Annotated in this window: 25 protein-coding genes; 19 read left to right on the top strand and 6 right to left on the bottom strand. The window is 71.0% G+C overall.

Going from position 1 to position 26,849, the window contains the following annotated elements; genetic code table 11:
* Positions 1 to 79 precede the first annotated feature (79 nt).
* The 3 genes from OG266_RS08935 to OG266_RS08925 are packed head-to-tail and all read left to right on the top strand — an operon-like array spanning position 80 to position 2,891.
* A complete protein-coding gene (locus OG266_RS08935; protein ID WP_371544342.1) occupies positions 80 to 1,639 on the top strand; it encodes an IucA/IucC family siderophore biosynthesis protein in 1,560 nt (519 codons plus the stop codon).
* Between the two features lie 41 nt (positions 1,640 to 1,680).
* On the top strand, positions 1,681 to 2,595 hold the full coding sequence (locus OG266_RS08930; RefSeq protein ID WP_371544340.1) for a HipA family kinase: 915 nt from the start codon (positions 1,681 to 1,683) through the stop codon (positions 2,593 to 2,595).
* Complete coding sequence (locus OG266_RS08925; protein ID WP_266473662.1) at positions 2,592 to 2,891, top strand: SelT/SelW/SelH family protein; 300 nt, start codon at positions 2,592 to 2,594, stop codon at positions 2,889 to 2,891. The genes OG266_RS08930 and OG266_RS08925 overlap by 4 nt, the downstream gene beginning before the upstream one ends.
* Before the next feature lie 6 nt (positions 2,892 to 2,897).
* On the opposite strand, the gene aceB is transcribed toward OG266_RS08925, so the two are convergent.
* Positions 2,898 to 4,532, bottom strand: a complete 1,635-nt coding sequence (gene aceB, locus OG266_RS08920; RefSeq protein WP_371544337.1) for a malate synthase A — start codon at positions 4,530 to 4,532, stop codon at positions 2,898 to 2,900.
* A gap of 187 nt (positions 4,533 to 4,719) precedes the next feature.
* A complete protein-coding gene (locus OG266_RS08915) occupies positions 4,720 to 5,319 on the bottom strand; it encodes an NTP transferase domain-containing protein (protein ID WP_371544334.1) in 600 nt (199 codons plus the stop codon).
* A gap of 208 nt (positions 5,320 to 5,527) precedes the next feature.
* Between OG266_RS08915 and OG266_RS08910 the strand changes: the two genes are divergently transcribed.
* Positions 5,528 to 5,842, top strand: a complete 315-nt coding sequence (locus OG266_RS08910; protein WP_326719794.1) for a DUF5955 family protein — start codon at positions 5,528 to 5,530, stop codon at positions 5,840 to 5,842.
* Positions 5,843 to 5,966: 124 nt separating this feature from the next.
* Here OG266_RS08910 and OG266_RS08905 read toward each other — a convergent pair whose 3' ends face one another.
* Positions 5,967 to 6,770, bottom strand: a complete 804-nt coding sequence (locus OG266_RS08905) for an IclR family transcriptional regulator (RefSeq protein WP_371544331.1) — start codon at positions 6,768 to 6,770, stop codon at positions 5,967 to 5,969.
* Positions 6,771 to 7,040: 270 nt separating this feature from the next.
* On the opposite strand from OG266_RS08905, the gene allB reads away from it, so the two are divergent.
* A complete protein-coding gene (gene allB, locus OG266_RS08900; protein WP_371544329.1) occupies positions 7,041 to 8,381 on the top strand; it encodes an allantoinase AllB in 1,341 nt (446 codons plus the stop codon).
* 69 nt (positions 8,382 to 8,450) lie between these two features.
* The gene (alc, locus tag OG266_RS08895; RefSeq protein ID WP_371552714.1) at positions 8,451 to 9,590 is read left to right on the top strand and encodes an allantoicase; all 1,140 of its coding nucleotides are present in this window, start codon (positions 8,451 to 8,453) and stop codon (positions 9,588 to 9,590) included.
* A gap of 191 nt (positions 9,591 to 9,781) precedes the next feature.
* Here alc and OG266_RS08890 read toward each other — a convergent pair whose 3' ends face one another.
* Complete coding sequence (locus OG266_RS08890) at positions 9,782 to 10,531, bottom strand: 3-oxoacyl-ACP reductase family protein (protein ID WP_371544327.1); 750 nt, start codon at positions 10,529 to 10,531, stop codon at positions 9,782 to 9,784.
* Between the two features lie 130 nt (positions 10,532 to 10,661).
* On the opposite strand from OG266_RS08890, the gene OG266_RS08885 reads away from it, so the two are divergent.
* From OG266_RS08885 to OG266_RS08875, 3 genes are all read left to right on the top strand, one after another.
* On the top strand, positions 10,662 to 11,489 hold the full coding sequence (locus OG266_RS08885; RefSeq protein ID WP_371544324.1) for an AIM24 family protein: 828 nt from the start codon (positions 10,662 to 10,664) through the stop codon (positions 11,487 to 11,489).
* A gap of 87 nt (positions 11,490 to 11,576) precedes the next feature.
* Positions 11,577 to 12,203 (top strand): dihydrofolate reductase family protein, encoded by a 627-nt coding sequence (locus tag OG266_RS08880; RefSeq protein WP_329544757.1) that lies wholly within the window; start codon positions 11,577 to 11,579, stop codon positions 12,201 to 12,203.
* A 151-nt stretch (positions 12,204 to 12,354) separates the two neighbouring features.
* Complete coding sequence (locus OG266_RS08875) at positions 12,355 to 12,747, top strand: ribonuclease domain-containing protein (protein WP_266473641.1); 393 nt, start codon at positions 12,355 to 12,357, stop codon at positions 12,745 to 12,747.
* A gap of 50 nt (positions 12,748 to 12,797) precedes the next feature.
* Here the strand turns inward: OG266_RS08875 and OG266_RS08870 are convergent, their stop codons facing one another.
* Entirely contained in the window at positions 12,798 to 13,004 is a 207-nt protein-coding gene (locus OG266_RS08870) for a hypothetical protein (RefSeq protein WP_266473639.1), read from the bottom strand.
* A 362-nt stretch (positions 13,005 to 13,366) separates the two neighbouring features.
* Here OG266_RS08870 and OG266_RS08865 point away from each other — a divergent pair, with 362 nt between their 5' ends.
* From OG266_RS08865 to OG266_RS08855, 3 genes are all read left to right on the top strand, one after another.
* Complete coding sequence (locus OG266_RS08865; protein ID WP_371552712.1) at positions 13,367 to 14,614, top strand: histidine kinase; 1,248 nt, start codon at positions 13,367 to 13,369, stop codon at positions 14,612 to 14,614.
* Between the two features lie 382 nt (positions 14,615 to 14,996).
* A complete protein-coding gene (locus OG266_RS08860; RefSeq protein ID WP_371544321.1) occupies positions 14,997 to 15,668 on the top strand; it encodes a response regulator in 672 nt (223 codons plus the stop codon).
* Between the two features lie 40 nt (positions 15,669 to 15,708).
* Positions 15,709 to 16,893, top strand: a complete 1,185-nt coding sequence (locus OG266_RS08855) for a cytochrome P450 (protein WP_371544318.1) — start codon at positions 15,709 to 15,711, stop codon at positions 16,891 to 16,893.
* Between the two features lie 84 nt (positions 16,894 to 16,977).
* Here OG266_RS08855 and OG266_RS08850 read toward each other — a convergent pair whose 3' ends face one another.
* Positions 16,978 to 17,988, bottom strand: a complete 1,011-nt coding sequence (locus OG266_RS08850; RefSeq protein WP_371544315.1) for a Gfo/Idh/MocA family oxidoreductase — start codon at positions 17,986 to 17,988, stop codon at positions 16,978 to 16,980.
* 129 nt (positions 17,989 to 18,117) lie between these two features.
* Here OG266_RS08850 and OG266_RS08845 point away from each other — a divergent pair, with 129 nt between their 5' ends.
* The 7 genes from OG266_RS08845 to OG266_RS08815 all read left to right on the top strand — a co-directional run bounded on the left by OG266_RS08845 (position 18,118) and on the right by OG266_RS08815 (position 26,841).
* On the top strand, positions 18,118 to 18,855 hold the full coding sequence (locus tag OG266_RS08845) for a GntR family transcriptional regulator (protein WP_371552709.1): 738 nt from the start codon (positions 18,118 to 18,120) through the stop codon (positions 18,853 to 18,855).
* Positions 18,856 to 19,101: 246 nt separating this feature from the next.
* The gene (locus OG266_RS08840; protein WP_371544312.1) at positions 19,102 to 20,106 is read left to right on the top strand and encodes a sugar ABC transporter substrate-binding protein; all 1,005 of its coding nucleotides are present in this window, start codon (positions 19,102 to 19,104) and stop codon (positions 20,104 to 20,106) included.
* Complete coding sequence (locus OG266_RS08835; protein ID WP_371544309.1) at positions 20,103 to 21,158, top strand: ABC transporter permease; 1,056 nt, start codon at positions 20,103 to 20,105, stop codon at positions 21,156 to 21,158. The genes OG266_RS08840 and OG266_RS08835 overlap by 4 nt, the downstream gene beginning before the upstream one ends.
* Positions 21,159 to 21,172: 14 nt before the next feature.
* The gene (locus OG266_RS08830; RefSeq protein ID WP_371552708.1) at positions 21,173 to 21,976 is read left to right on the top strand and encodes an ATP-binding cassette domain-containing protein; all 804 of its coding nucleotides are present in this window, start codon (positions 21,173 to 21,175) and stop codon (positions 21,974 to 21,976) included.
* 139 nt (positions 21,977 to 22,115) lie between these two features.
* Positions 22,116 to 23,261 (top strand): ROK family glucokinase, encoded by a 1,146-nt coding sequence (locus tag OG266_RS08825; RefSeq protein WP_266473627.1) that lies wholly within the window; start codon positions 22,116 to 22,118, stop codon positions 23,259 to 23,261.
* On the top strand, positions 23,258 to 23,839 hold the full coding sequence (locus tag OG266_RS08820) for a sugar kinase (RefSeq protein WP_371544306.1): 582 nt from the start codon (positions 23,258 to 23,260) through the stop codon (positions 23,837 to 23,839). Before OG266_RS08825 ends, OG266_RS08820 begins: the two co-directional genes overlap by 4 nt.
* A 101-nt stretch (positions 23,840 to 23,940) precedes the next feature.
* A complete protein-coding gene (locus OG266_RS08815) occupies positions 23,941 to 26,841 on the top strand; it encodes a DEAD/DEAH box helicase (RefSeq protein ID WP_371544303.1) in 2,901 nt (966 codons plus the stop codon).
* The last annotated feature ends 8 nt before the right edge of the window (positions 26,842 to 26,849 follow it).

The raw sequence follows: 26,849 nt of genomic DNA, 5'->3' as shown, positions 1-26,849 counted from the left end.
CTGTCGTCGTGATCGCCGATGCCGACAGACATAATGATCACCAGAGCACCGTATGGAACGAACGGATCGCGTGGACCCCATGCCCCCCATGCTCCCCCCGCCCCCTGGGAACGACCGGAACGGCCGGAACGACCCGGTCGACCTTCCCAAGGAAGACGAAGACCCGGAAGAAGCCGCCGACGCGTACGCCGCCGCTCCGCTGCTCAATTGCCTGCTGCGGGAGGTGGGCGAGCCCGCCGGGGCCCCCGGCACCTACCGGCTCCGCGCCGGCGGACGCCTGATGAAGGTCCGCGGCACGCGCCGACCGACGCGTCCCGAGCTGTACGCCGACAACGCCTGGCACCGGCTCACCCACGCCGAGCTGGTCAAACTCACGGCAGAGGAACTCCGAGCCCACACCGGCCTGTCCAACTCCGAGCTGCCCGCCGAGATGAATGACAGCCGGGACGCGGTCGCCGCGATCCTCGCCACGCGCGCTCGCGCCACGCCACCGGAGGATCCGTACCTGCGCTCCGAACAGTCCCTGATCACCGGGCACCCGCACCACCCGGCCCCCAAGGCCCGCGGCGGCGGCCCGGTCACCGGCTGGCTGCCCTACGCGCCCGAGGCGTACGCCCGCTTCCCGCTTGAACTGCTCGCGGTGCGCGAGGACGCGGTCGTCGAGGAGGGCGACACGTCGGCCCTCGACACCCTCGGGGACCCGCCGCCCGGCTACCGGATGCTCCCTGCTCACCCCTGGCAGCTCGACCTGGTCGCCGCCCGCCCGGAGATCCGGGAGGCCTTCGCGGACGGCCGGCTCCTGCGACTGGGGCGCACCGCACATCCGCTGTGGCCCACGGCCGCCATCCGCACGCTGTACGACCCCGAGGACGACCTCTTCCTCAAGTTCAGCCTCGATGTGCGCATCACCAACGACATCCGCCGGCTGTGGCGGCACGACCTGCTGAAAGTCCGCCGCACCGACGAGGCGACCGCGACGGCCTTCGCGGCCATCCCCGGCCCGGCCGCCTGGCTGAGCGACCGCGGCTACCGCACCGCCGACTTCGCCTTCGAGGAACTCGCCGTGATGGTCCGCGACGGACTGCACGCCCACCTCGTTCCCGGCGCGACCCCACTCCTCACGGCCGCCCTCGTGGAGGGCTTCGACGGCAGCCCCCTCGACCGGCTCACCGACCCCTCCGCCTGGTGGGCGGCGTACCTGCGCCAGGTCGTGCCCCCGGTCCTCGACGCCTTCGCGCGGTACGGAGTGGTCGTCGAGGCGCATGTCCAGAACACGGTGATGGCCGTCGACGCAGACGGAATGCCCGTACAGGCACTCTTCCGGGACGCGGAAGGCGTGAAGCTCCTGCCCGAGGTGACGCGGGCGGCAGGCTGGGAACGGCTCGTGTACTGCCTGGTCGTCAACCACCTCGCCGAACTGGCCGCACTCCTCGCCGAACGCCACCCGACAGCGGACCTGTGGCCCGCCGTACGACGGGAGTTGACCCGCTACGACACGGAGCACGGCCTCCCCGAGATCGCGGACCTGCTCACCTCACCCACCCTCCCCGGCAAGACGAACCTCCTGCTGCGATGGACGGGGGCCGACGGGGCGGACGCCCGCTATGTGCCGCTCCCCAGCCCGCTGGCCCGCGGATAAACCGAAGGGGTCCGGCGACCGCCTGATCTACAGTGGCCAGTGTGCTGCGCGACGTGACCGCTGTTCGATACGTGACCCCGCTGAGGGCGGGCGGCTCCGTGCCCGGAGTCGTCGAGGCCGATGACCTGGGGACGTACGTCGTGAAGTTCACGGGCTCCGCGCAGGGCAGGAAGGCGCTGGTCGCCGAGGTGATCGTCGGAGAGCTCGCGCGCGCCCTGGGGCTGCGATTCCCCGAGCTGGTCCTCGTGCACTTCGACCCGGCGATCGGCGAGCACGAGCCGCACCAGGAGGTCCAGGACCTGCTGCGCGCCAGCGCCGGGCTCAACCTCGGCATGGACTACCTGTCGGGCGCGAAGGACTTCACCCCGGAGCTCGCCAGGACCTTCACCGTGGACCCGCTGGAGGCGGGCAAGGTGATCTGGCTGGACGCCCTCACGGTCAACGTCGACCGCACGGTGCACAGCTCGAACCTGATGATCTGGCCCACGCTCGGTGTCGCGCCCCCGCGCCTGTGGCTGATCGACCACGGAGCGGCCCTCGTCTTCCACCACCGTTGGGACGCGTCGGCACCGGAGAAGGCCTACGACTTCCGGCGCCACGCCCTCGGCGGCTACACCCCGGACACCCGCGCGGCGGACGCCGAACTGGCCCCCCTGGTGACCGAGGAACTGCTGCGCGGGATCACCGCGGAGGTCCCCGACGCCTGGCTCGCGGAAGAGCCGGGTTTCGCGACCCCCGACGAGGCGCGTGAGGCGTACGTCAGCTATCTCCTCGCCCGTGTGAAGGCCTCCGCGCAGTGGCTGCCCACCGACTTCCCCACCCGGGAACAACTCGCCGCGGAGGACGCGGACCGCGCGGCGAAGACTCAGCGAGGCCGGCCGAACTGGCTCAAACAGGTCCCCGACCTGCACGGCAAACCGGCGGCGGAACAGGATTGGTCGGTACACCTCGGATGAACACGAAGCCCCCGGAGGACCCGGCGAACACCCATCGCGTCCAGATCGAGTACTGCACTCAATGCCGCTGGCTGCCCCGCGCCTCCTGGCTCGCGCAGGAACTCCTCACCACCTTCGAGACCGAGCTGACGGAACTCGCCCTCAAGCCCGGCACCGGCGGCGTCTTCGTCGTACGCGTGGACGACGAGGTCGTCTGGGACCGCCGCGAGCAGGGCTTCCCGGAGCCGACCGCCGTGAAGCGCCTCGTACGCGACCGAGTGGCCCCGGAAAAGTCCCTGGGCCACTCGGAGAAGTGAGCGTCGTCAGCCGTTGAGCTGCTCGTACGCGGGCAGCGTGAGGAAGTCCGCGTAGTCCTCGTCGAGGGCGACCGTGAGCAGCAGGTCGTGCGCCTGCTGCCAGTTGCCCGCCGCGAAGGCCTCCTCGCCGATCTCGGCGCGGATGTTCGTGAGCTCCTCGGCGGCGATCTCGCGGGCCAGCTCGGGCGTCGCGGCCACGGCCTTGCCGTCGTGCTCGAAGATGACACCCGCGTTGATCCACTGCCAGATCTGCGAGCGGGAGATCTCGGCGGTGGCCGCGTCCTCCATGAGGTTGAAGATGGCGACCGCGCCCATCCCGCGGAGCCAGGCCTCGATGTAGCGGATGCCGACCTGGACGGCGTTGACCAGGCCGTCGTACGTCGGCCTGGCGTCGAGGGAGTCCACGGCGATCAGGTCACCGGCGGCGACGGACACGTCCTCGCGCAGCCGGTCCTTCTGGTTGGGCTTGTCGCCGAGGACCGCGTCGAAGGAGGCCATGGCGATCGGGACGAGGTCCGGGTGGGCCACCCAGGAGCCGTCGAAACCGTCGCCCGCCTCACGGTCCTTGTCGGCCTTGACCTTCTCGAAGGCGACCTTGTTGACCTCTTCGTCGCGGCGCGAGGGGATGAACGCGGCCATGCCGCCGATCGCGTGCGCGCCCCGCTTGTGGCAGGTGCGGACGAGGAGTTCGGTGTATGCGCGCATGAACGGGGCTGTCATCGTGACCGCGTTGCGGTCCGGCAGCACGAACTTCTGGCCGCCGTCACGGAAGTTCTTGACGATGGAGAAGAGGTAGTCCCAGCGGCCCGCGTTCAACCCGGAGGCGTGGTCGCGGAGTTCGTAGAGGATCTCCTCCATCTCGTACGCCGCCGTGATCGTCTCGATCAGGACGGTCGCGCGGACGGTGCCCTGCGGGATGCCGACGTAGTCCTGCGAGAAGACGAAGACGTCGTTCCAGAGGCGCGCCTCCAGGTGGGACTCCGTCTTCGGGAGATAGAAGTACGGGCCCTTGCCGAGATCGATCAGGCGCTGCGCGTTGTGGAAGAAGTACAGGCCGAAGTCGACGAGCGCGCCCGGCACGGGAGTGCCGTCGGCGTCGACGAGGTGGCGCTCATTCAGGTGCCAGCCGCGCGGCCGCATGACAACGGTCGCGAGCTCGGCGTCCGCCTTGAGCGCGTACGACTTGCCGGTGCGCTCGTCCGTGAAGTCGATGTTCCGGGTGTACGCGTCGGCCAGGTTGACCTGCCCGATCACCACGTTCTCCCAGGTGGGCGCGGAGGCGTCCTCGAAGTCCGCGAGCCAGACCTTCGCGCCGGAGTTGAGGGCGTTGATGGTCATCTTGCGGTCGGTGGGGCCGGTGATCTCGACACGGCGGTCGTTCAGGGCCGCCGGGGAGGGGGCCACCTTCCAGGAGTCGTCCGCGCGGATGGCGGCGGTCTCCGGGAGGAAGTCGAGCGTGGAGGTGCGGGCGATCTCGGCGCGGCGCTCCGCACGGCGGGCGAGGAGCTCGTCACGCCGGGGCGTGAACAGCCGGTGCAGCTCGGCCACGAAGGCGAGGGCCGCGTCGGTGAGGACCTCGTCCTGCCGGGGCAGGGGCTCGGCGTCGACGATGGCCAGCGAGGACGGCGCTGGTGCGGACATGAGCTGTCACTTCCTTCAGCGAGCGTGGCACCGGGTGCCAGTCAATCTGAGTACGGCTGTGAACGCCCGCGGAGCAAGGGGGCGCTTCTGAACAGTGGATACTAGTTTCCTCATTGTGGAAGTTCAATGGTTTGTTGATGTCGAGATTCTCCGGGTCGACAGAGTGTGGCGCTCAGTGCCACCCCGTTCACTCAAGGTGGACCAGGTCCTCCGCCGTGTCGATGTCGTACGGCCGCGCAACGTCTCCGCACTCGACGAGCGTGATCGCCGCCGCGTGCTCCTTCAGATAGGCGCGTGCCCCTCGATCCCCGGTCGCAGTCGCGGCGATGCCCGCCCAGTGGGCGGCGCCGAAGAGAACGGGGTGACCGCGCACGCCCTCGTAGGCGGCCGAAACGAGCGTCCCTTCGCCCCGGTACGCGTCAAGTACCCGGCCCACCGCCTCGGGCCCGATGCCGGGCTGGTCCACGAGCGACACCAACGCGGCTTGCGCCCCCGTGCCCGCCAGTGAATCGAGCCCCGCCCGCAGTGAGGAACCCATGCCCTCCTCCCACTCCGGATTGTCGACGAGCACACAGCCAGCCAGTGAAGCCTGCTCCCGTACGTCATCGGCGCGGGCCCCGAGGACCACATGGACGCGGGTGCAGCCGCCCGCGCGCAATACTCCGACCGCATGTTCGACAAGGGGCCGCCCCCGGTGGGGCAGGAGCGCCTTGGGGCGCCCCCCGAGCCGCCGCCCGCCGCCGGCCGCCAGCAGCAGCCCGGCCGCCTGGTCTTCGTTCTCCGTCATGTCCCCTGCATACCCGACCCGGCCGGGGCGCGCTCCGGAACCCGGGTGGAGCGCACGATGTCCGTGGGCTGAATTTCGGTCAGGGGAGTGGCGCCCACCGCACCGGGTGGCGTTTACTGGCCCGCGTCCCCGGCGCCCGACCATCGCCATGGGGCGTTTGGCGGACGTACGAAGGACTTGCGCACAAGGACGTGCGAGGGGGAGAGCTGTGTTGCGGAGCTTGGGGCAGAGGCCAGTGACCGGCAACGACGAGGACCCGAGGGTGGCGGAACTGAGTACCGCCGTCTCCCGGCTGCGCCGTCAACTCGCCGCGCATCCGGCCGAGTTCCCGGACCGGGGCATCGCCGAGGACGAGCTCGCGGCCCTCGCCGCGATGGCCGTCAGCGGCGTCCCGGAGATCCCGCGCCTGCGTCGCTCCCTGCTCCTTGTCGCGGGTGCGATCGGCTCGGTCAGCGCGCTGGCGACGAGCCTCGCGGATGTCCGCAGCGCCGTGGAGCTGTTCGGGGAACCGCCGCGGCGGTAGTCCCGGTGGGTCCGGGGCCGCAACCGCGCTGCTGGAAGTCCGGTCCACCATCAGCTGCGGGTACGTCGTGGCTGGTCGCGCAGTTCCCCGCGCCCCTTCGGGGCGCTGCCGTACCGTCGTAGGGTCAGACCGCCGGTCCCGAGCTGGCCAGCGCCTCGGACAGCTCCACCGCGACCTGCTGCAGCACCGGCACGATCTTCTCGGTGGCCGCCTCGGTGACGCGGCCCGCCGGGCCTGAGATCGAAATGGCGGCGGCGGTCGGGGAGTTGGGCACGGACACCGCGAGGCAGCGGACGCCGATCTCCTGCTCGTTGTCGTCGATCGCGTAGCCGAGCCGGCGCACCTCTTCCAGCGCGGTCAGGAATCCGTCCGCCGTGGTGATCGTCTTCTCCGTCGCGGCAGGCATGCCGGTACGGGCGAGGAGCGAGCGCACCTCGTCGGCCGGCGTGTGCGCGAGCAGCGCCTTGCCCACGCCCGTGGAGTGCGGCAGCACCCGGCGGCCCACCTCGGTGAACATGCGCATCGAGTGCTTGGACGGCACCTGGGCGACGTAGACGATCTCGTCCCCGTCGAGCAGCGCCATGTTCGCGGTCTCGCCGGTCTCCTCGACGAGGCGTGCGAGGTAGGGGCGGGCCCAGGTGCCGAGGAGTCGGGCGGCGGATTCCCCGAGCCGGATCAGGCGGGGGCCGAGGGCGTACCGGCGGTTGGGCTGCTGACGTACGTAGCCGCAGGACACCAGCGTGCGCATGAGGCGGTGGATGGTGGGCAGCGGCAGCCCGCTGCTCGCGGCGAGCTCGCTCAGGCCGACCTCGCCCCCGGCGTCCGCCATCCGCTCGAGCAGATCGAAGGCGCGCTCAAGGGACTGGACGCCACCGCTGGGTGCGGAAGACTTGGCGGCGTCGGTGGTGCTGGCGCTGGACGTCGGCACGGGCGCGGTCCTTTCAAGACTGACAGGCGGTGGTGCAGCCTACCCGGCAGTCGGTCGACCCCCTGGTGGTGCATAGCTACGTTCTGCTGGGCGGAATTCTAATTCCACTTTGTGGAAACGTCCAGAGTCGACGCAGGAGAGGCAGAGTGGAGAAGTGCGCCCTTGACGGCGCGAGGGTCGAAGTGAAGACTCCTTCAACAGAACGTTGAATTTCGTTACGCGGAAGTAAACAGCCGTGCCGGGAGTCAACAGGGACAGAGAGGGGTCCGGGTGTCCGACGTCGAACTGGTGCTGCGCTCGACACGCGTCATCACTCCCGAAGGGACGCGCGCCGCCTCGGTCGCGGTCGCCGGGGGAAAGATCAGGGCCGTACTCGCGCACGACGCGGAGGTACCGGCCGGTGCCCGCATCGAGGACTTCGGCGACGACGTCCTGCTGCCCGGCCTCGTCGACACCCACGTGCACGTCAACGATCCGGGGCGCACCGAGTGGGAGGGCTTCTGGACGGCCACGCGCGCGGCTGCCGCCGGCGGCATCACCACCCTGATCGACATGCCGCTCAACTCCCTCCCGCCGACGACGACGGTCGACAACCTCCGTACGAAGAAGGACGTCGCCCGCTCCAAGGCGCACATCGACGTCGGCTTCTGGGGCGGCGCACTGCCCGACAACGTCAAGGACCTGCGGCCGCTGCACGACGCCGGCGTCTTCGGCTTCAAGGCCTTCCTCTCCCCGTCCGGTGTGGACGAGTTCCCGGAGCTCGACCAGGAGCAACTCGCCCAGTCACTCGCGGAGATCGCCGGTTTCGGCGGCCTGCTGATCGTGCACGCCGAGGACCCGCACCACCTCGCAGCCGCCCCGCAGAAGGGCGGCGGGAAGTACGCCGACTTCCTCGCCTCGCGCCCGCGCGACGCCGAGGACACCGCCATCGAGAACCTCATCGCCCAGGCGAAGCGCCTCAACGCGCGCGTGCACGTACTGCACCTGTCGTCGAGCGACGCGCTGCCGCTGATCGCCGCCGCGAAGGCGGAGGGCGTCCGGCTCACGGTCGAGACCTGCCCGCACTACCTCACCCTCACCGCCGAGGAAGTCCCGGACGGCGCCAGCGAGTTCAAGTGCTGCCCGCCCATCCGCGAGGCCGCCAACCAGGACCTGCTGTGGCAGGCCCTCGCCGACGGCACCATCGACTGCGTCGTCACCGACCACTCGCCCTCCACGGCCGACCTGAAGACCGACGACTTCGCGACCGCGTGGGGCGGCATCTCCGGCCTCCAGCTGAGCCTGTCCGCGGTCTGGACGGAGGCCCGGGCGCGCGGGTACTCCCTGGAGGACGTGGTGCGCTGGATGTCGACGCGCACGGCGGAACTCGTCGGCCTCGGCGACCGCAAAGGCGCCATCGAGGCGGGCCACGACGCCGACTTCGCGGTCCTCGCGCCGGACGAGACGTTCACCGTCGACCCCGCCGCGCTCCAGCACCGCAACCGGGTCACGGCATACGCGGGCAAGACCCTCAGCGGGGTCGTCAAGTCCACCTGGCTGCGGGGGACACGCATCGTGGCCGACGGTGAGTTCGGCGAGCCGACGGGGCACCTGCTGACCCGGCACCCATAGCCGTAGCCATACCGAATTACGCACGCACCCGCATCCGCACCCGCAGCGGCCGACCCTCGAAAGGCAGACCTGATCACCGTGACGGCGCAGCATCAGTCCACTCCGGCTCACTTCACCGGCGACGCGAACCCCTACGGAGGCGGCGACCCGTACGCGGACTACCGCACCGCCGACTTCCCCTTCACCCAGTACACCAACCTCGCCGACCGGCAGCTCGGCGCCGGTGTCATCGCCGCCAACGACGAGTTCTTCGCCCAGCGCGAGAACCTTCTCCTGCCCGGCGCCGCCGAGTTCGACCCCGAGCACTTCGGCCACAAGGGCAAGATCATGGACGGCTGGGAGACCCGCCGCCGGCGCGGTGCCTCGGCCGAGCACCCGTGGCCGACCGCCGAGGACCACGACTGGGCCCTCGTCCGCCTGGGCGCGCCCGGCGTCGTACGCGGCATCGTCGTCGACACGGCCCACTTCCGCGGGAACTACCCGCAGGCGGTGTCGGTCGAGGGGGCGTCCGTCCCCGGCTCCCCTTCGCCCGAGGAGCTGTTGGCGGACGACGTGAAGTGGACGACGCTCGTCCCGCGCACGGCGGTCGGCGGCCACGCGGCCAACGGCTTCGCCGTCTCCGTCGAACAGCGCTTCACGCACCTGCGCGTCAACCAGCACCCCGACGGCGGCATCGCGCGCCTGCGCGTCCACGGCGAGGTCGTACCGGACCCCGAGTGGCTGTCCGTGCTCGGCACCTTCGACGTGGTCGCCCTGGAGAACGGCGGCCGGGCCGAGGACGCCTCGAACCTCTTCTATTCCCCCGCCTCGAACACCATTCAGCCGGGCCGCTCCCGCAAGATGGACGACGGCTGGGAGACCCGCCGCCGCCGTGACCAGGGCAACGACTGGATCCGCTACCAGTTGGTCGCCCAGTCGGAGATCCGCGCGATCGAGATCGACACGGCGTACCTGAAGGGCAACAGCGCGGGCTGGGCCTCGGTGTCGGTGAAGGACGGCGCCGACGGGGCCTGGACGGAGATCCTCCCCCGCACCCGCCTCCAGCCCGACACCAACCACCGCTTCGTCCTCACCGCCCCCGCCGTCGGCACCCACGCACGCGTGGACATCTTCCCGGACGGCGGCATCTCCCGCCTGAGGCTGTTCGGCTCGCTGACCGAGGAAGGCACTGCGCGGCTGACGGCCCGCCACCAGGAACTGGGCGGCTGACGAGTAGTTTTCGCCCCCTCCGCCCCTTCCCATTCCCGTCCCTTGGGGGCTCCGCCCCCAAACCCCCGCTCCGCGGGGTTCAGCCCGTCCGGCGTTTGAGGACGAGCGCGTCAGCGCGATACGGGGGTCTGGGGGCGGAGCCCCCAGGAACAAGGGACGGGTAGGGGCGGAGGGGGCGAAAAACCCTGCCCCTACGCCGCATGCCCCCCGTCCACCGCGAACTCCGCCCCCGTGACGTACCCCGCCTCGCCCCCGGCGAGATACGCCACCATCGAGGCCACCTCGTCGGCGGTACCGAACCGCCCCAGCGCGGTCATCGCCGCCTGCCCGGCCCCATGCGGCCCGTCCGCCGGATTCATCTCCGTGTCCACCGGCCCGGGGTGGACGATGTTCGCAGTGATCCCCCGCCCACCCAGCTCCCGCGCGAGCGCCTTCGTGAGCCCGATCAGCGCCGACTTGCTGGTCGCGTACAGCGTGCCCCCGGGCCCGGGCACCCGCTGCGTCATACACGTACCGATCGTGATGATCCGCCCACCGCGCCCCAGGTGCGGAGCCGCCGCCTGGGAGGCCAGGAAGACCCCGCGCACATTGGCGGAGAGGACCCGGTCGACGTCGGCGAGGGACAGCGAGTCCAGGGGACCGAGCAGCCCGACGCCCACGTTGTTGACCAGCACGTCGAGCCGCCCGAACACCTGCGCAGCCGTACGCACCGCCTCGACGGCCTCCACCGCGTCGCCGGAGTCCGCCCGCAGCGCCAGCCCACGCCTGCCGAGCGCCTCGATCCTCCGTACGACGTCCTCGGCGGCTTCCTTGTCCCGCAGATAGGTGATGGCCACATCGGCACCGTCCTGGGCGAGCCGCAGAGCCGTCGCGGCCCCGATACCCCGGCTGCCGCCGGTCACCAGGGCCACCGTGCCGCTCATGTTCTCTCGTGAAGTCATGGATCCATCCCAGCGGCTTCGAGGCCCGGTTGCTGGCGGTAAACGGACGGCGAGTTCACCGGCGCCTGTCCCGCCGACAGGCCACTCGGATGGCCGGAACTCTTCTCTCCGCCTCTCACGTTCTCCTTTTGTGACTCTTCAGCAGGAAATCGTCGGCACTGCCATGCAGATGGCGGTCGTCAGCCTGAGCCCCGGCCAGACCGTGTACTGCGAGGCGGGAAAGTTCCTCTTCAAGACCACCAACGTGACGATGGAGACCAGGCTCTCCGGGCCGTCAGGCGGCGCGGGCACAGGACCCCAGGGCGGCGCCGGGGGCGCGGGCGGTGGCATGGGCGGCATGCTGCGCCAGGCCATGGGCACGGCGATGCAGGCCGGCCAGCGCGCGCTCGCGGGCGAGTCGCTGGCTTTCCAGTACTTCACGTCGACGGGCGGCGAGGGCACGGTCGGCTTCGCGGGCGTCCTGCCCGGCGAGATGCGTGCCCTGGAGCTGGACGGCACGCGCGCGTGGTTCGCGGAGAAGGACGCGTTCGTCGCCGCCGAGTCGAGCGTGCAGTTCGGGATCGCATTCCAGGGCGGGAAGACGGGGCGCAGCGGCGGCGAAGGCTTCGTCCTGGAGAAGTTCACCGGGCGGGGCACGGTGATCATCGCGGGCGCGGGCAACTTCATCGACCTCGACCCGGCCGAGTTCGGCGGCCGCATCGAGGTCGACACGGGCTGCGTCGTCGCCTTCGAGGAGGGCATCCGGTACGGCATCCAGCGCGTCGGCGGCCTGAACCGGCAGGGCCTGATGAACGCGGTCTTCGGCGGCGAGGGCCTGTCCCTCGCGACCTTGGAGGGCAGCGGCCGGGTGATCCTGCAGTCCCTCACCATCGAGAGCCTGGCCAACGCCCTCAGGAAGGCCCAGGGCGGCGACAAGCAGGGTCCGACGGGCGGGCTGTTCTCGACGAACGCGGGATGACACCGGTGGGCCGACCGATGAGTTGCGGGTGCCGGTGGGGTCTGAGCTGATGACAACAGACCCCACCCGAGAGAGAAGGCACCCGTCATGGGCAAGCTCGTCTCCCAGATCTTCGTCAGCCTCGACGGCGTCTACCAGGCACCGGGCGGTCCCGAGGAGGACCCCAGGGGCGGTTTCACACAGGGCGGCTGGTCCGTCCCGTTCGACGACGAGGACTTCGGCCGGTTCGTCACCGAGGTCTTCGGCAGCGTCGACGCGTTCCTCCTCGGCCGCCGTACGTACGACATCTTCGCCGCGTTCTGGCCGAAGATGACCGACCCGGCCGACCCCGTCGCCTCGAAGCTCAACGCTCTGCCGAAGTATGTCGCCTCGTCGACCCTGACCGACCCCGCGTGGGACGGCACGTCAGTGATCAGCGGCGACCTCGCCAAGGAGGTCACCGCCCTCAAGGAGCGCACCGACGGTGAGATCCAGGTGCACGGCAGCGGCGCCCTCCTGCAGTCCCTGCTGGCCCTCGACCTCGTCGACACCGTCCACCTGCTCACCTTCCCGGTCGTCCTTGGCGCCGGCCGCCGCATCTTCCGCGAGGGCTCCGTACCGACCGCCTTCCGGCACACCGGCGGACGCATCACCTCGAAGGGCGTCTCCATCCAGTCGTACGACTTCGCGGGCCGCCCGGAGTACGGCACCTACGAGCTCCCGGCCAACGCCTAACCGCAGATCAGCCGCACCGGTGGCGAGGTCCGGAGTACGGGCCGCACCGCCGGGCGGCAGGTTAACTCCCGGAAAATTCATCGGACTTGGCGGGAGAAATCCCTAGACTTGTCATTGACATGCCATGGTCTACGCGCGTCATTCTAGGTCCATGAGATTCCCCCCACGAACCACTCGCACGGGCGCCATCGTCGCCCTCATGTCCGCCCTGCTCGTAGGCGGCACCGCCGCGGTACCGGCCAACGCGGCGGCGACCGCCGTGGGCAGCATCTGCTACGGCGCGCTGCCGTCCCAGGCGTACACCACGCTCCGCCTGATCGACTCGGGAGGCCCCTTCCCGTACTCGCAGGACGGAGCCGTCTTCCAGAACCGGGAAGGCATCCTGCCCTCTCAGTCCACCGGCTACTACCACGAGTACACGGTGATCACGCCCGGCTCCTCGACGCGTGGCGCCCGGCGCATCGTCACCGGCAACAGGACGGACGAGGACTACTACACCGCGGACCACTACGTCACCTTCAAGCTGGTCAACTACAGCTGCTGAACCGAGGGTGATGCGGTTGTCGCCGGGTGCGCCGGAGGTCCGGCCCGTGTTCAGCCGGGCTTCCGGCTCTCGGCGGCCGCGAACAGCGCGAACGACAGCACGAGCAGGGTGACGCTCGCGTAGATCTCGTAGCCGTCGAGGAAACCGAGCCGCTGTACGAGGCCCCACCCTCGTAGGCGGCCGGTGAACTCGTTCACCAGGCCCAGGGCGCCCTGGACCAGGGCGACAAAGCCGAGAACCTCCAGAAACTGCTTCATGAAGAAACCCTCGCCCCGCGGACCCCCCACGTTCATCGGCCGCGGGGCGAGGCATGTCCGACCTAAGTGGCGGACCGCGGAGGAGGGGCCGGGACCAAAGTCTGAAGGGGTGCGACTTTGGTCGGTGATCCCCGGCGGGGGGAGGTGGGCGCGCGCGTGGCTGCGTAGATTTGTCGACCGTGAGCAGTGACAAACCGGCGAGTGCGCCGCGAGACCTGACCGGCCGGGCGACAGCGCCTCAGGCGCCAGCCCCGACCGGGGACCTGGCTGAGCCGGGTGCGGTGGTGCCCGGGGCGCTGGCCCGGCCCGTCGGGGCGGGTACGGGTGCGGCCGGGGCTCGGGGGCCGGCTGCCGGTGCGGCGCTGTCCGTCGCGTCGGCGCAGGCGCACGGACTGCAGACGCGGCGGTGGCTGCTGCCCTCCGCCCTGGTGGCGGAGCTCGGCCCCGAGCGGGTCGGGCGGTCGGGGCGGCCGAGGCGCACCGCGCGGGACTGGATCGTCGACTTCGGATGCTTCGTGATCGCCGTCGTCATCGGGATGCTGGCCGCCGACACCCTGACCAACGACCCGAACACCCCGCACTCCCTGGCCGTCGCTGACCAGTTGGTCGGCGCACTGGCCTGCGCCGCGGTCTGGCTGCGGCGCCGCTGGCCGCTGGGGCTGGCCGTCGCGATGCTCTCCATAGGACTGCTCTCGAACACCGCGGGCGGCGCCGGCATGGTCGCCCTGTTCACCCTCGCCGTGCACCGGCCCTTCAAGTACGTCGGCACGCTCGCCGCCATCTCGCTCGCGCTGCTCCCGGTCTACTTCTGGCTGCGGCCCGACCCCGATCTGCCGTACGTCGCCTCGGTCGGCATCAGCGCGCTGATCACCGTGACGCTGGTCGGCTGGGGCATGTTCGTACGGTCCAAGCGGCAGCTCATGCTGAGTCTGCGGGACCGGGCGCGGCGGGCCGAGACGGAGGCGGCGCTGCGGGCCGAGCAGGCACAGCGGCTCGCCCGCGAGGACATCGCACGGGAGATGCACGACGTGCTCGCGCACCGGCTCACGCTGCTGAGCGTGCACGCGGGGGCGCTGGAGTTCCGGCCGGACGCGCCCCGCGAGGAGGTCGCGCGGGCCGCCGGGGTGATCCGGGAGAGCGCGCACGAGGCCCTGCAGGATCTGCGGGAGATCATCGGGGTGCTGCGGACGGGGGACTCCGACGACGCGGGGCGGCCGCAACCCACGCTCGCCGCGCTCGACGGGCTGGTCTCCGAGTCCCGCTCGGCGGGCATGAAGGTCGTCCTCTACAACCGCGTCACGGATCCGGCCGCCGTGCCCGCGTCCGTCGGCCGCACCGCGTACCGCATCGCCCAGGAAGGGCTGACGAACGCCCGCAAGCACGCGCCGGGTGCGGAGGTGACGGTGTCGGTCTCGGGCGCTCCGGGGGACGGCCTCACCGTGGTCGTACACAATCCGGCGCCGCCGGGGGAGGTTCCGCATGTGCCCGGGTCGGGGCAGGGGCTGATCGGGCTGACCGAGCGGGCGACGCTTGCGGGTGGGCGCCTTGTGCACGGGGGTGCGGGGGATGGGGGGTTCGAGGTGCGGGCGTGGTTGCCGTGGGGGGTCTGACCAGGTGGTGGGTGGGTCGGGGGCGTGCCGGTACGTCCGCCCGTCGCCGACGGATCATCCGTTGACCGAGCAGGGAAGCGTCCGGTGACGCGAACGTACGCGACGGGCTTTGGACGTACCGGCACGCCCCCTCCCGCCGGTGGGCATCTTTCAGCCCGTCCGGCGTCTGGGAAAGGCCGCGCCATCCCGATCCCCCACCCACCCATGGGGCCGCACTCTTCAGCACCGGGTAGGGCCATTCAGCCCGTCCGGCGTTTGAGGACGAGTGCGTCAGCGCGATGCGGGGGTCTGGGGGCGGAGCCCCCAGGAATGGGACGGGTAGGGGCGGAGGGGGCGAAAAAAGCCCCCGTCACGCACTACGCCGCGTCACTACGGTAGGCCCATGACTGTGATCCGACTGCTCCTTGTCGACGACGACCCCCTGGTGCGGGCCGGCCTGTCCTTCATGATGGGCGGCGCCGACGACATCGAGATCGTCGGCGAGGCCGCCGACGGGAGCGAGGTCGCGGCCCTCGTCGACCGCACCCGCCCGGACGTCGTCCTCATGGACATCCGGATGCCGAACGTCGACGGACTCACGGCCACCGAGCAGCTGCGCGCACGCAAGGACGCTCCCCAGGTCGTCGTCCTCACCACCTTCCACGCCGACGACCAGGTACTGCGGGCGCTGCGCGCGGGCGCGGCCGGTTTCGTCCTCAAGGACACCCCGCCGGCGGAGATCCTCGCGGCGGTACGTCGCGTCGCAGCGGGAGATCCCGTGCTCTCGCCCACCGTCACCCGCCAGTTGATGGCCCACGCCGCCGGCTCCGCCCTCGACACCCGGCGATCGGGCGCCCGCACGAGGATGGCCACTCTGAACGACCGCGAGCGCGAGGTCGCCGTGGCCGTCGGGCAGGGCAGGGCGAACGCCGAGATCGCCACCCAACTCTTCATGAGCGTCGCCACGGTAAAGACCCATGTCTCGCGGATCCTCGCCAAGCTCGACCTCAACAACCGCGTACAGATCGCCCTGTTGACGTACGACGCCGGACTGCTCGAAGAGGACGGGCACTAGTCGGCTCTCCCGGGCGTTTTGGTGGTGAAGGGGGAGGCGTATGGCGGAAGTGATCGATCTGGGGGAGTACGGGGCGCGCTTCAGGGAGGATCCGCATCCCGTGTATGCCGAGTTGCGCGCGCTCGGGCCGGTGCACCGGGTGCGGCTGCCGTTCCCGGACGCGCACCACGAGACCTGGCTCGTCGTCGGCTACGAGGAGGCGCGGGCGGCGCTCGCCGATCCGCGGCTGGCCAAGGACGGGGAGAAGATCGGGGTCACGTTCCTCGACGAGGAGCTGATCGGCAAGTACCTGCTGGTGGCCGACCCGCCCCAGCACACGCGGCTGCGGGCGCTCATCGCACGCGAGTTCACCATGCGGCGCGTGGAGACGCTGCGGCCGCGCGTCCAGGAGATCACCGACGAGCTGCTCGACGCGATGCTGCCGCGCGGGCGTGCCGACCTCGTGGAGTCGTTCGCCTATCCGCTGCCACTCACCGTCATCTGTGAGCTGCTCGGGGTGCCCGAGATGGACCGGGCGGCCTTCCGTGCGCTGTCGACGGAGGCGGTCGCGCCCACCAGCGCGGCGACCGAGTACGACGCGTTCGTCCAACTCGCCGCGTACCTCACCGACTTGATCGAGGACAAGCGGTGCTCCGCCCCGGCCGACGACCTGCTGAGCAGTCTCATCCGGACGACCGCGGAGGACGGCGACCGGCTCTCGCCCCAGGAGTTGCGCGGCATGGCTTTCGTGCTGCTCGTCGCCGGGCACGAGACGACGGTCAACCTCATTTCGAGCGGCGTCCACGCGCTGCTCACCCACCCCGCCCAACTCGCCGCGCTGCGCGCCGACATGACACTCCTCGACGGTGCCGTGGAGGAGATGCTGCGTTACGAAGGGCCGGTGGAGAACGCGACGTTCCGCTATGCCGCCGAACCTCTCGACATCGGCGGGACGCCCGTCGGGGCGGGCGACGCGGTGATGATCGGCCTCACCGCGGCCGACCGCGACGGCGTGCGGTACCCGGCACCGGACCGCTTCGACATCCGGCGCGACGCCCGCGGCCACATCGCCTTCGGGCACGGCATCCACTACTGCCTGGGCGCGCCCCTCGCCCGCCTGGAAGCCCGCGTCGCCCTCCGCTCCCTGCTGGACCGCTGCCCGGACCTGGCGCTCGACGGGCCGCCCGGAGAGTGGCTGCCCGGCATGCTGATGCGGGGCGTGCGCCGCTTGCCGGTGCGGTGGTGAGACCGAGGTGACGTGCGAGGGCGCCCGGCCGTCCTGACGGGCAGGAGTCCGCCCGTCGGTTCCGTACGCCCAAGGGCTCCGCGGTCAGTCCCTGTCTCCCGGGATCTCCGCCAGCCGTACCGGACGCCGCTCGTGCCGCGACAGCTCGCACGCCTCGGCGATGCGCAGGGCCTGCAGGGCCTCGTGGCCGTCGCACGGGTTGGTGCGTTCGCCGCGTACGACGTCGACGAAGGCGGCGAGCTCGGTCTCGTACGCGGCGCCGAAGCGCTCCAGGAAGCCCATCCACGGCTTGTTCGCGGCCGGCGGCCCGGCCGGTTCCGTGGAGGCGATCGGCGTACGGTCGTCAAGTCCGGCGGTGATCTGGTCCAGCTCGCCGGCGAGCTCCATGCGGACGTCGTAGCCCGCGCCGTTCAGGCGGGTCGCCGTCGCCGTGGCGAGCGTGCCGTCGTCCAGGGTGAGGACCGCGGCGGCGGTGTCGATGTCCCGCGCCTCGCGGAACATCGCGGGTCCCGCGTCCGACCCGGTCGCGTACACCTCGACGACCTCGCGGCCGGTGACCCAGCGCACCATGTCGAAGTCGTGGATCAGGCAGTCCCGGTAGAGCCCGCCGGAGAGCGGGAGGTAGGCGGCCGGGGGCGGTGACTGGTCGGACGTCATCGCGCGGACCGTGTGCAGCCGCCCCAGCCGTCCGGAGCGCACCGCCTCGCGCGCGGCCGTGTAGCCCGCGTCGAAGCGGCGCTGGAAGCCCAGCTGGAGCACGGTTCCGGCGGCGTCGACCTCGGCGAGCGCCGCCAGCGTGCCCGGCAGGTCGAGGGCGATGGGCTTCTCGCAGAAGACAGGGAGTCCGGAGCGTGCTGCCCGACCGATCAGTTCGGCGTGGGCGGAGGTCGCCGCGGTGATGACGACCGCGTCCACACCCCAGGTGAAGATCTCGTCCACGCCGGGCGCCGCAGTGGCCCCCAGACGGTCCGCGAGCGCCTGGGCCCGCACGGTGTCCGCGTCCGTGACGATGAGGGAGCCGACCTCGCGGTGGCGGTTCAGAGTGGTCGCGTGAAATGTACCGATACGACCCGTTCCGATAAGTCCGATGCGCATGGCTACAAAGTGAGGGCCGACCCGGGGGCCTGTCAATGCTTTGTCCGGACAATCGAACTTCACAACTTCCCGTCAACATCTCCCGGAGCTACGCTCGGGGCCGTGCCGAAACCAGATGTGGATCCGACCGTGTCGCTCCAGCTCAGCGTCGACCGCAGCAGTCCGGTCCCGCTCTACTTCCAGCTGTCCCAACAGCTGGAGGCCGCGATCGAGCACGGGGTGTTGACCCCGGGCAGCCTCCTGGGCAACGAGATCGAGCTCGCCGGACGGCTCGGGCTGTCCCGGCCCACGGTTCGCCAGGCCATCCAGTCCCTCGTCGACAAGGGCCTGCTCGTGCGGCGCCGCGGCGTCGGTACCCAGGTCGTGCACAGTCAGGTCAAGCGCCCGCTGGAGCTCAGCAGCCTGTACGACGACCTGGAAGCGGCCGGGCAGCGCCCCGAGACGCAGGTGCTCGTCAACACCGTCGAGCCGGCGTCCGCCGAAGTCGCGGCTGCGCTGTCCGTGGCCGAGGGCAGCGAGGTGCACCGTGTGGAGCGGCTGCGACTCGCCCACGGGGAGCCGATGGCGTACCTCTGCAACCATCTGCCCCCGGGGCTGCTGAAGTTCGACTCGGCACAGCTGGAGGCCACGGGCCTGTACCGGCTGATGCGCGCCACGGGCATCACGCTGCACAGCGCCCGCCAGTCCATCGGTGCCCGCGCCGCCACCGCAGAGGAGGGCGAGCGGCTCGGCGAGCCCGCGGGGGCGCCGCTGCTCACCATGCAGCGCACCACCTTCGACGACACGGGCCGCGCGGTCGAGTTCGGCTCCCACACCTACCGGGCCTCGCGCTACTCCTTCGAGTTCCAGCTCCTCGTACGGCCCTGACCTGCGGCGGGCCGGCCGTGGAGTGAATGCGGCGCGACCGGGGGGTGATCGTCACCGAGAAGGACGTACGGCAACCGGAGGAGGACACCGCGCGCGGGACCCGCTGGTGGGGTGCATGATCCCCGTGACTCATACTTGGGCGTTTGGGACCGGTGGGACGCCGGCCCCAGGGGCCTACGGACGGCCCTCCGGGCCAGTCCGCAGGGCCCGGCGCACCAAGGAGCACAGCAAGAAGGGCACCCCCTCGTGGCACGGACTCGAACCTGGGTAGGCATCGCGCTCGCAGGGGCGCTGGGGGTCTCCCTCGCCGGTTGCAGCAGCACAGGCGGCAAACGGGCCGAGGACGCCCGCGAGGCGGCGGCCGCCCAGGGCAAGGCCGCGGTGAACACGCCCAACTGGACCTTCGCGATGATCACCCACTCGGGCGATGGCGACACCTTCTGGGACATCGTCCAGAGCGGCGCCGAACAGGCCGCCGTCAAGGACAACATCAACTTCCTGTACTCGCACGACGACGAGGCACAGCAGCAGGCGCAGCTCGTCGACGCCGCGGTCGACAAGAAGGTCGACGGCATCATCGTCACGCTCGCCAAGCCCGACGCCATGAAGGCAGCGGTCGAGCGCGCCGAGAAGGCCGGCATCCCCGTGATCACCGTGAACTCGGGTTCCGCGGAGTCCAAGGAGTTCGGCGCGCTCGCGCACATCGGCCAGGACGAGACGATCGCCGGCGAGGCCGTGGGCGACGAGCTGAACAAGCGGGGCAGGAAGAAGGCCCTGTGCATCCTGCACGAGCAGGGCAACGTCGGCCACGAGCAGCGCTGCGCGGGCATCAAGGCGACCTTCGACGGCACGGTGGAGAACCTCTACGTCACGGGCACGAGCATGCCCGACGTGCAGTCCTCCATCGGCGCCAAGCTCCAGGCCGACCAGTCCATCGACTCCGTCGTCACGCTCGGCGCCCCGTACGCGGACACCGCGGTCAAGGCCAAGGCGGACGCGGGCAGCAAGGCAGAGATCGACACCTTCGACCTGAACGCGAAGGTGGCGACGGAGCTCGGGAACGGCACGCTCGGCTTCGCCGTCGACCAGCAGCCCTACCTCCAGGGGTATGAGGCCGTGGACCTGCTCTGGCTCTACAAGTACAACTCCAACGTCCTCGGCGGCGGCAAGCCGGTCCTCACCGGACCGCAGATCATCACCAAGGACATGGCCGCCGCCCTGGAGGAGTACACCAAGCGGGGTACCCGGTGACCGCGACAGCTCCTGCGCCCACGCCCAGTGCGAGGCCCGACGAACGCCTCCTGAAGAAGTCGCCGCTGCGCAAGCTCCTGGGCCGCCCCGAGCTCGGCTCGGTGGTCGGCGCGATCGCGGTCTTCCTCTTCTTCGCGATCTTCGCGGACAGCTTCGTGCGGGCCGCCAGCCTCAGCACGGTCCTGTACGCCTCCTCGACCATCGGCATCATGGCCGTACCGGTCGCGCTGCTGATGATCGGCGGAGAGTTCGACCTGTCCGCGGGCGTCATGGTGACGTCCTCCGCGCTGGTCTCCTCGATGTTCAGCTACCAGATGACCGCCAACGTCTGGGTCGGCGTCCTCGTCTCGCTGGTCGTCACACTGGCGATCGGCGTCTTCAACGGCGTCATGCTGACCCGCACCGACCCGCCCAGCTTCATCATCACGCTCGGTACGTTCCTGATGCTGACCGGCATGAACCTCGGCTTCACCAAACTGATCAGCGGCACGGTCTCGACCAAGTCGATCTCCGACATGGAGGGCTTCTCCTCCGCCAGGGACGTCTTCGCCTCGACGCTCACCATCGGCGGCGTCGACTTCAAGATCACCATCCTGTGGTGGCTGGGCCTGATCGTCGTCGCCACCTGGATCCTGCTGCGCACCCGTATCGGCAACTGGATCTACGCCGTCGGCGGCGGTGAGGAAGCGGCCCGCGCGGTCGGCGTACCGGTCGACAAGACCAAAATCGGCCTCTACATGGGCGTTGCTTTCGGCGCCTGGATCTCCGGCCAGCACCTGCTGTTCTCGTTCGACGTCGTGCAGTCCGGCGAGGGCGTCGGCAACGAACTGACGTACATCATCGCGGCCGTCATCGGCGGCTGTCTGATCACCGGCGGCTACGGCTCCGCGGTCGGCGCGGCGGTCGGGGCCCTGATCTTCGGCATGGTCAGCAAGGGCATCGTGTACGCCGAGTGGAACCCGGACTGGTTCAAGTTCTTCCTGGGAGTGATGCTGCTCCTCGCGACCCTGCTCAACCACTGGGTCCGCAAGCGCGCGGAGGCGACGAAATGACGACGGACGCGAACATGACGAAGGACGCGGCCCCCGCGGAACGTGCGGCGCTCGTCGAGCTCGACGACGTCAGTAAGTACTACGGCAACATCCGCGCCCTCGAAGGCGTCTCCCTGGAGGTCCACGCGGGCGAGATCACCTGCGTGCTCGGCGACAACGGCGCGGGCAAGTCCACACTCATCAAGATCATCGCGGGCCTGCACCAGCACGACGCGGGCACCCTGCGCATCGAGGGCGAGGAGACCCGTCTGTCGTCCCCGCGCGAGGCCCTGGACCGCGGTATCGCCACGGTCTACCAGGACCTCGCCGTCGTCCCGCTGATGCCGGTCTGGCGGAACTTCTTCCTCGGCTCCGAACCGCGCAAGGGCGTGATCCCCTTCAAGCGCATGGACGTCGAGTTCATGCGCCGGACCACCCACGCGGAACTCCTCCGCATGGGCATCGACCTCCGCGACGTCGACCAGCCCATCGGCACCCTCTCCGGCGGCGAGCGCCAGTGCGTGGCGATCGCCCGCGCCGTCCACTTCGGCGCCAAGGTCCTCGTCCTCGACGAGCCCACCGCCGCCCTCGGCGTCAAGCAGTCCGGTGTGGTCCTCAAATATGTGGCCGCCGCACGGGACGCCGGCCTGGGTGTTGTCCTGATCACCCACAACCCGCACCACGCATACCTGGTGGGCGACCGCTTCGTACTGTTGAAGCGGGGCACGATGTCGGGCAGCCATTTGCGCGACGAGATCAGCTTGGACGAGCTGACCCGCCAGATGGCGGGTGGTAGCGAGCTCGATGATCTCCGTCATGAGCTGGAACGCGCCCCGTAAGGGGCGCGGGGCTGTGACATTTGCGGCTCCGCCGCGGGGCGCGACCAGCCACAGCGGGCCCGCGGAGGACGGACCGACCCAACGCACCCGCGGTCTCCCACCGTGCAGGCCAGCGCGAGCGTAGGGCAGAATCGGCGCGATGAGCACTTACCGCGACCTCGCACACCGCGGCTCCGCGCGGGCCACCGTCCTGCGGACCGTGGGAACGCGCGAGCGCCGTTCCCACCTGACGGCCCCCCGCGTTCCCACCGTCGGCATCGACATCGGCGGCACGAAGGTGATGGCCGGTGTCGTGGACGCCGACGGCAACATCCTGGAGAAGCTCCGCGCCGAGACACCGGACAAGTCCAAGAGCCCCAAGGTCGTCGAGGACACCATCGTCGAACTGGTCCTGGACCTCTCGGACCGGCACGACGTGCACGCGGTCGGCATCGGCGCGGCCGGCTGGGTCGACGCCGACCGCAACCGCATCCTGTTCGCCCCGCACCTGTCGTGGCGCAACGAGCCCCTCCGGGACCGCATCTCCAGCCGCCTCGCCGTGCCAGTGCTGGTCGACAACGACGCCAACGCCGCCGCCTGGGCCGAGTGGCGCTTCGGCGCGGGCCGGGGCGAGGACCACCTCGTCATGATCACGCTGGGCACCGGCATCGGCGGCGCGATCCTGGAGGACGGCCAGGTCAAGCGCGGTAAGTTCGGCGTCGCGGGCGAGTTCGGCCATATGCAGGTCGTGCCCGGCGGCCACCGCTGCCCGTGCGGCAACCGCGGCTGCTGGGAGCAGTACAGCTCCGGCAACGCGCTGGTGCGCGAGGCCCGCGAACTCGCCGCCGCCGACTCCCCGGTGGCGTACGGGCTCATCGAGCGCGTCAAGGGCAGCATCCCCGACATCACCGGGCCGCTGATCACCGAGCTGGCCCGCGAGGGCGACGCCATGTGCATCGAGCTGCTCCAGGACATCGGACAGTGGCTCGGCGTCGGCATCGCCAACCTGGCAGCCGCCCTGGACCCCTCCTGCTTCGTGATCGGCGGCGGTGTCAGCGCGGCCGACGACCTGCTCATCGGCCCGGCACGGGACGCGTTCCGCAGGCACCTCACCGGCCGCGGCTACCGCCCCGAGGCCCGCATCGCCCGCGCCCAGCTCGGCCCCGAGGCCGGCATGGTCGGCGCCGCCGACCTCGCCCGGCTCGTCGCTCGCCGCTTCCGCCGCGCCAACCGCCGCAGGGTGGAGCGCTACGAGCGGTACGAGCGCTATGTGGAGTCCCGCCGTACGTCGCAGGGGTCGCTGTGACGGCCTCGCTGCCGCGCCAGGCATCCCCGCCGGACGAGCCCGAACGGCCGCCCGAGGACCCGCGCCGCAAGTTCCGCCGCCGCGCGCTCACCCTCCTGATCATCGTGCTGCTCATCGGCGTCCCGGCCGGCTATCTGGTGATCTCCGCCAACCAGAGCCGCGACGCCGGCAAGCAGAAGGAGGAGAAGTACTCGGCGACCGGCCTCACCACGGGCTGGCCGTCGCGCGTCCAGCGCCGCGTCTACCAGGTCACCATCCCGTCGTACGCGACCGACGTCGCCTACTACGAGACGAACAACTGGAAGACCAGCCGTCTGTACGTCCAGTTCGGTACGACCAGCGCGGGCCTGGACAGGTTCCTGGGCCATGTCGGAGTCACCCGCGCCGCCCTGCAGCCGGACGACTTCGCCATCAACGCCCGCGACCAGCAGGTCGTCGGCTGGGAGTTCACGGGCCCCGGCCCGTGGTCGGGCCTCGTCCACAAGCAGAAGGACCCGGCGCCCACCCTGGACATCGTCGTGAACCTTTCCAACCCCGAGCACCCCATGGTGTACGTGGTCTCGCGCACGACTCCCTGACCAGCACCGCCGCCGGCGCTGTCGCCGAGGCCGATTGTCAGACCCCGCCCGTAGAGTCGAAGACAACTGATTCGGCTGAAGGGCGGGAGGTGAGCGGGCGTATGGGGGACGGGGTGGATGTGGCCGACAAGGCGGTCCCGATGCGGCTCGCCGCCGTCTTCCTGCCCGCGCCGCTGCCGCGCGAGGGGCGGGTCGCCTTCTGGGATCCGGACGGCGAGCCGCTGACGTCCGACGGACGCGCCGGCGAACTGGGGCCGTCGTCCGGCGAGAACTCCGGGCGGGGGACACCCGATGAGCACGTCGAGCGGGGATCGTCCGGCGAGCCGACCGAGCTGACGGTGGTACGGCGGCACGGTCCCGGAATCCGCAGGGGCACCGTCCCCGCCGTGACCCTGCCGATCGGCGAGGCCCTGCCGCTGCTGGCAGGGGCGCGCCGCGACCCCGCCGCGCATCCCGCCACGGCCTGCTGGGGCGCCGCCGCGCTGCACGCGCTGCGGCTCGTCGCGCGCGGGCGGCTGCTGCCGGGGCTGACGGCCGACGGCATCGACGCCTGGCGCGCGGGCCCGCTGGACCCGGACGACATCGCCCACCTGAGGGCGGTGGCCGCGGCCCTGCCGTACGAGGGACACGCCGTCCCCCTCCCCGGCAAGGGCCCGCTCCGGCTGCCGGAACCGGAAGCGCTGATGCGGTCCTTCCTGGACGCGGTCGCCGACACACTGCCGCGCACCCCGGCCGCGCAGTACACCTCCGGCAAACCCTTCGCCGCGATCGGGCCGCAGCGGCTGCCGGGAGCCCACGACTGGGCCGCGGAGGTCGCCGCGGGCATGGACGCGGGCGTACGGATCTCACTCCGCCTGGACCTGTCGGCGTACCAGCTCTTCGACGACGGCGAGGGAGCGCGCCGCGCGGGCGCGGCCGTCGTCCAGGTGCACAGCCTCGCCGACCCCACCCTCGTCGTCGACGCCGCGGCGCTGTGGGCGGGTGAGGCCGACGCGACGTTCGGCCCCCGCGCGCGCGTGGACGCGGCCCTCGCCGTCCGTCGCGCGGCCCGCGTCTGGCCGCCCATGGACCGGCTGTCCGAGCAGGACGTGCCCGATGTACTCGCCCTCTCCGAAGAGGAGTTGTCCGACCTGCTCGGTGTCGCGGCCAACCGGCTCGGCGCGGCCGGAGTCGCCGTCCACTGGCCCCGGGATCTGGCCCAGGATCTGAGCGCGGCGGCCGTGGTGCGCCCGGCGCCCGGGTCGGCGACGGACGGCACCGGGTTCTTCGAGAGCGAGGAACTGCTCCAGTTCCGCTGGCAGTTGGCCCTCGGCGGTGACCCGCTCACCGAGGCCGAGATGGACACCCTGGCCGAGGCCCACCGTCCGGTCGTACGGCTGCGTGACCAGTGGGTCCTCGTCGACCCGGCCCTGGTCCGCAAGGCACGCAAACGCGAACTCGGCCTCCTCGACCCGGTCGACGCGCTCTCCGTCGCGCTCAGTGGCGTCGCGGAGGTCGACGGCGAGACCGTCGAGGCGGTACCGGTCGGCGCGCTGGCCGTGTTGCGCGACCGGCTGACGGCGGGCGTGACTCCCGTCGAGCCACCACCCGGTCTCCAGGCCACGCTCCGGGACTACCAACTCCGGGGTCTCGCCTGGCTGGACCTGATGACCTCCCTCGGCCTCGGCGGCTGCCTCGCCGACGACATGGGGCTCGGCAAGACCGTCACGCTCATCGCCCTGCACCTGCGCCGGGCCCGCAGCGAGCCGACCCTGGTCGTCTGCCCCGCCTCGCTGCTGGGCAACTGGCAGCGGGAGATCACCCGTTTCGCGCCCGGCGTCCCCGTCCGCCGCTTCCACGGACCCGACCGCACCCTGGAAGACCTCGAAGGCGGCTTCGTCCTCACCACCTACGGCACGATGCGCTCGGCCGCGGCACACCTGGCCCAGCAGACCTGGGGCATGGTCGTCGCGGACGAGGCCCAGCACGTAAAGAACCCCTACTCGGCGACGGCCAAGGCGCTCCGGACGATCCCGGCCCCCGCGCGCGTGGCGCTGACCGGCACCCCCGTGGAGAACAACCTCTCCGAACTCTGGGCCCTGCTCGACTGGACGACCCCCGGCCTGCTCGGCCCCCTCAAGTCCTTCCGTGCCCGGCACGCGCGCGCCGTGGAGAACGGGGAGGACGAGGAGGCGGTGACCCGCCTGGCCCGGCTGATCCGCCCGTTCCTGCTCCGCCGCAAGAAGTCGGACCCCGGGATCGTCCCCGAACTCCCGCCCAAGACGGAGACGGACCACCCGGTCCCGCTGACCCGCGAACAGGCCTCCCTCTACGAGGCGGTGGTCCGCGAGTCGCTGCTCGCCATCGAGACCGTCGACGGCATCGCGCGCCGGGGACTGGTCCTCAAGCTCCTCACCTCCCTCAAACAGATCTGCAACCACCCGGCGCTGTATCTGAAGGAGGACGCGCGGGCCGCCGCCCAGGGACCCTCCGCCCGCTCCGGCAAACTCGCCCTGCTCGACGAGCTGTTGGACACGCTGCTCGCCGAGGACGGCTCCGCGCTGGTCTTCACGCAGTACGTCGGCATGGCCCGCCTGATCACCGCCCACCTGGCCGCGCGCGCGGTCCCCGTGGAGCTCCTCCACGGCGGAACGCCGATCCCCGAGCGCGAGCACATGGTGGACCGTTTCCAGAGCGGTGCGACCCCCGTCCTGGTGCTCTCCCTCAAGGCCGCCGGCACCGGCCTGAACCTCACCCGCGCCGGACATGTCGTCCACTTCGACCGCTGGTGGAACCCGGCCGTCGAGGAGCAGGCCACCGACCGCGCCTACCGCATCGGCCAGACCCAGCCCGTCCAGGTCCACCGCCTGATCACCGAGGGCACGGTGGAGGACCGCATCGCCGAGATGCTCGAAGCGAAGCGGGCACTCGCGGACGCGATCCTCGGCTCCGGCGAGGCGTCTCTCACTGAGCTGACCGACCGCGAGCTGTCGGACCTGGTGTCCCTTCGGAGGTCCATGTGAACGCCGAC

Origin of the sequence: Streptomyces sp. NBC_00554, assembly GCF_041431135.1 — a bacterium.
Taxonomy (GTDB): Bacteria; Actinomycetota; Actinomycetes; order Streptomycetales; family Streptomycetaceae; genus Streptomyces.
The sequence above is the reverse complement of the archived record's forward strand: the minus strand, read 5'-3'. Positions and strand labels throughout refer to the sequence as shown.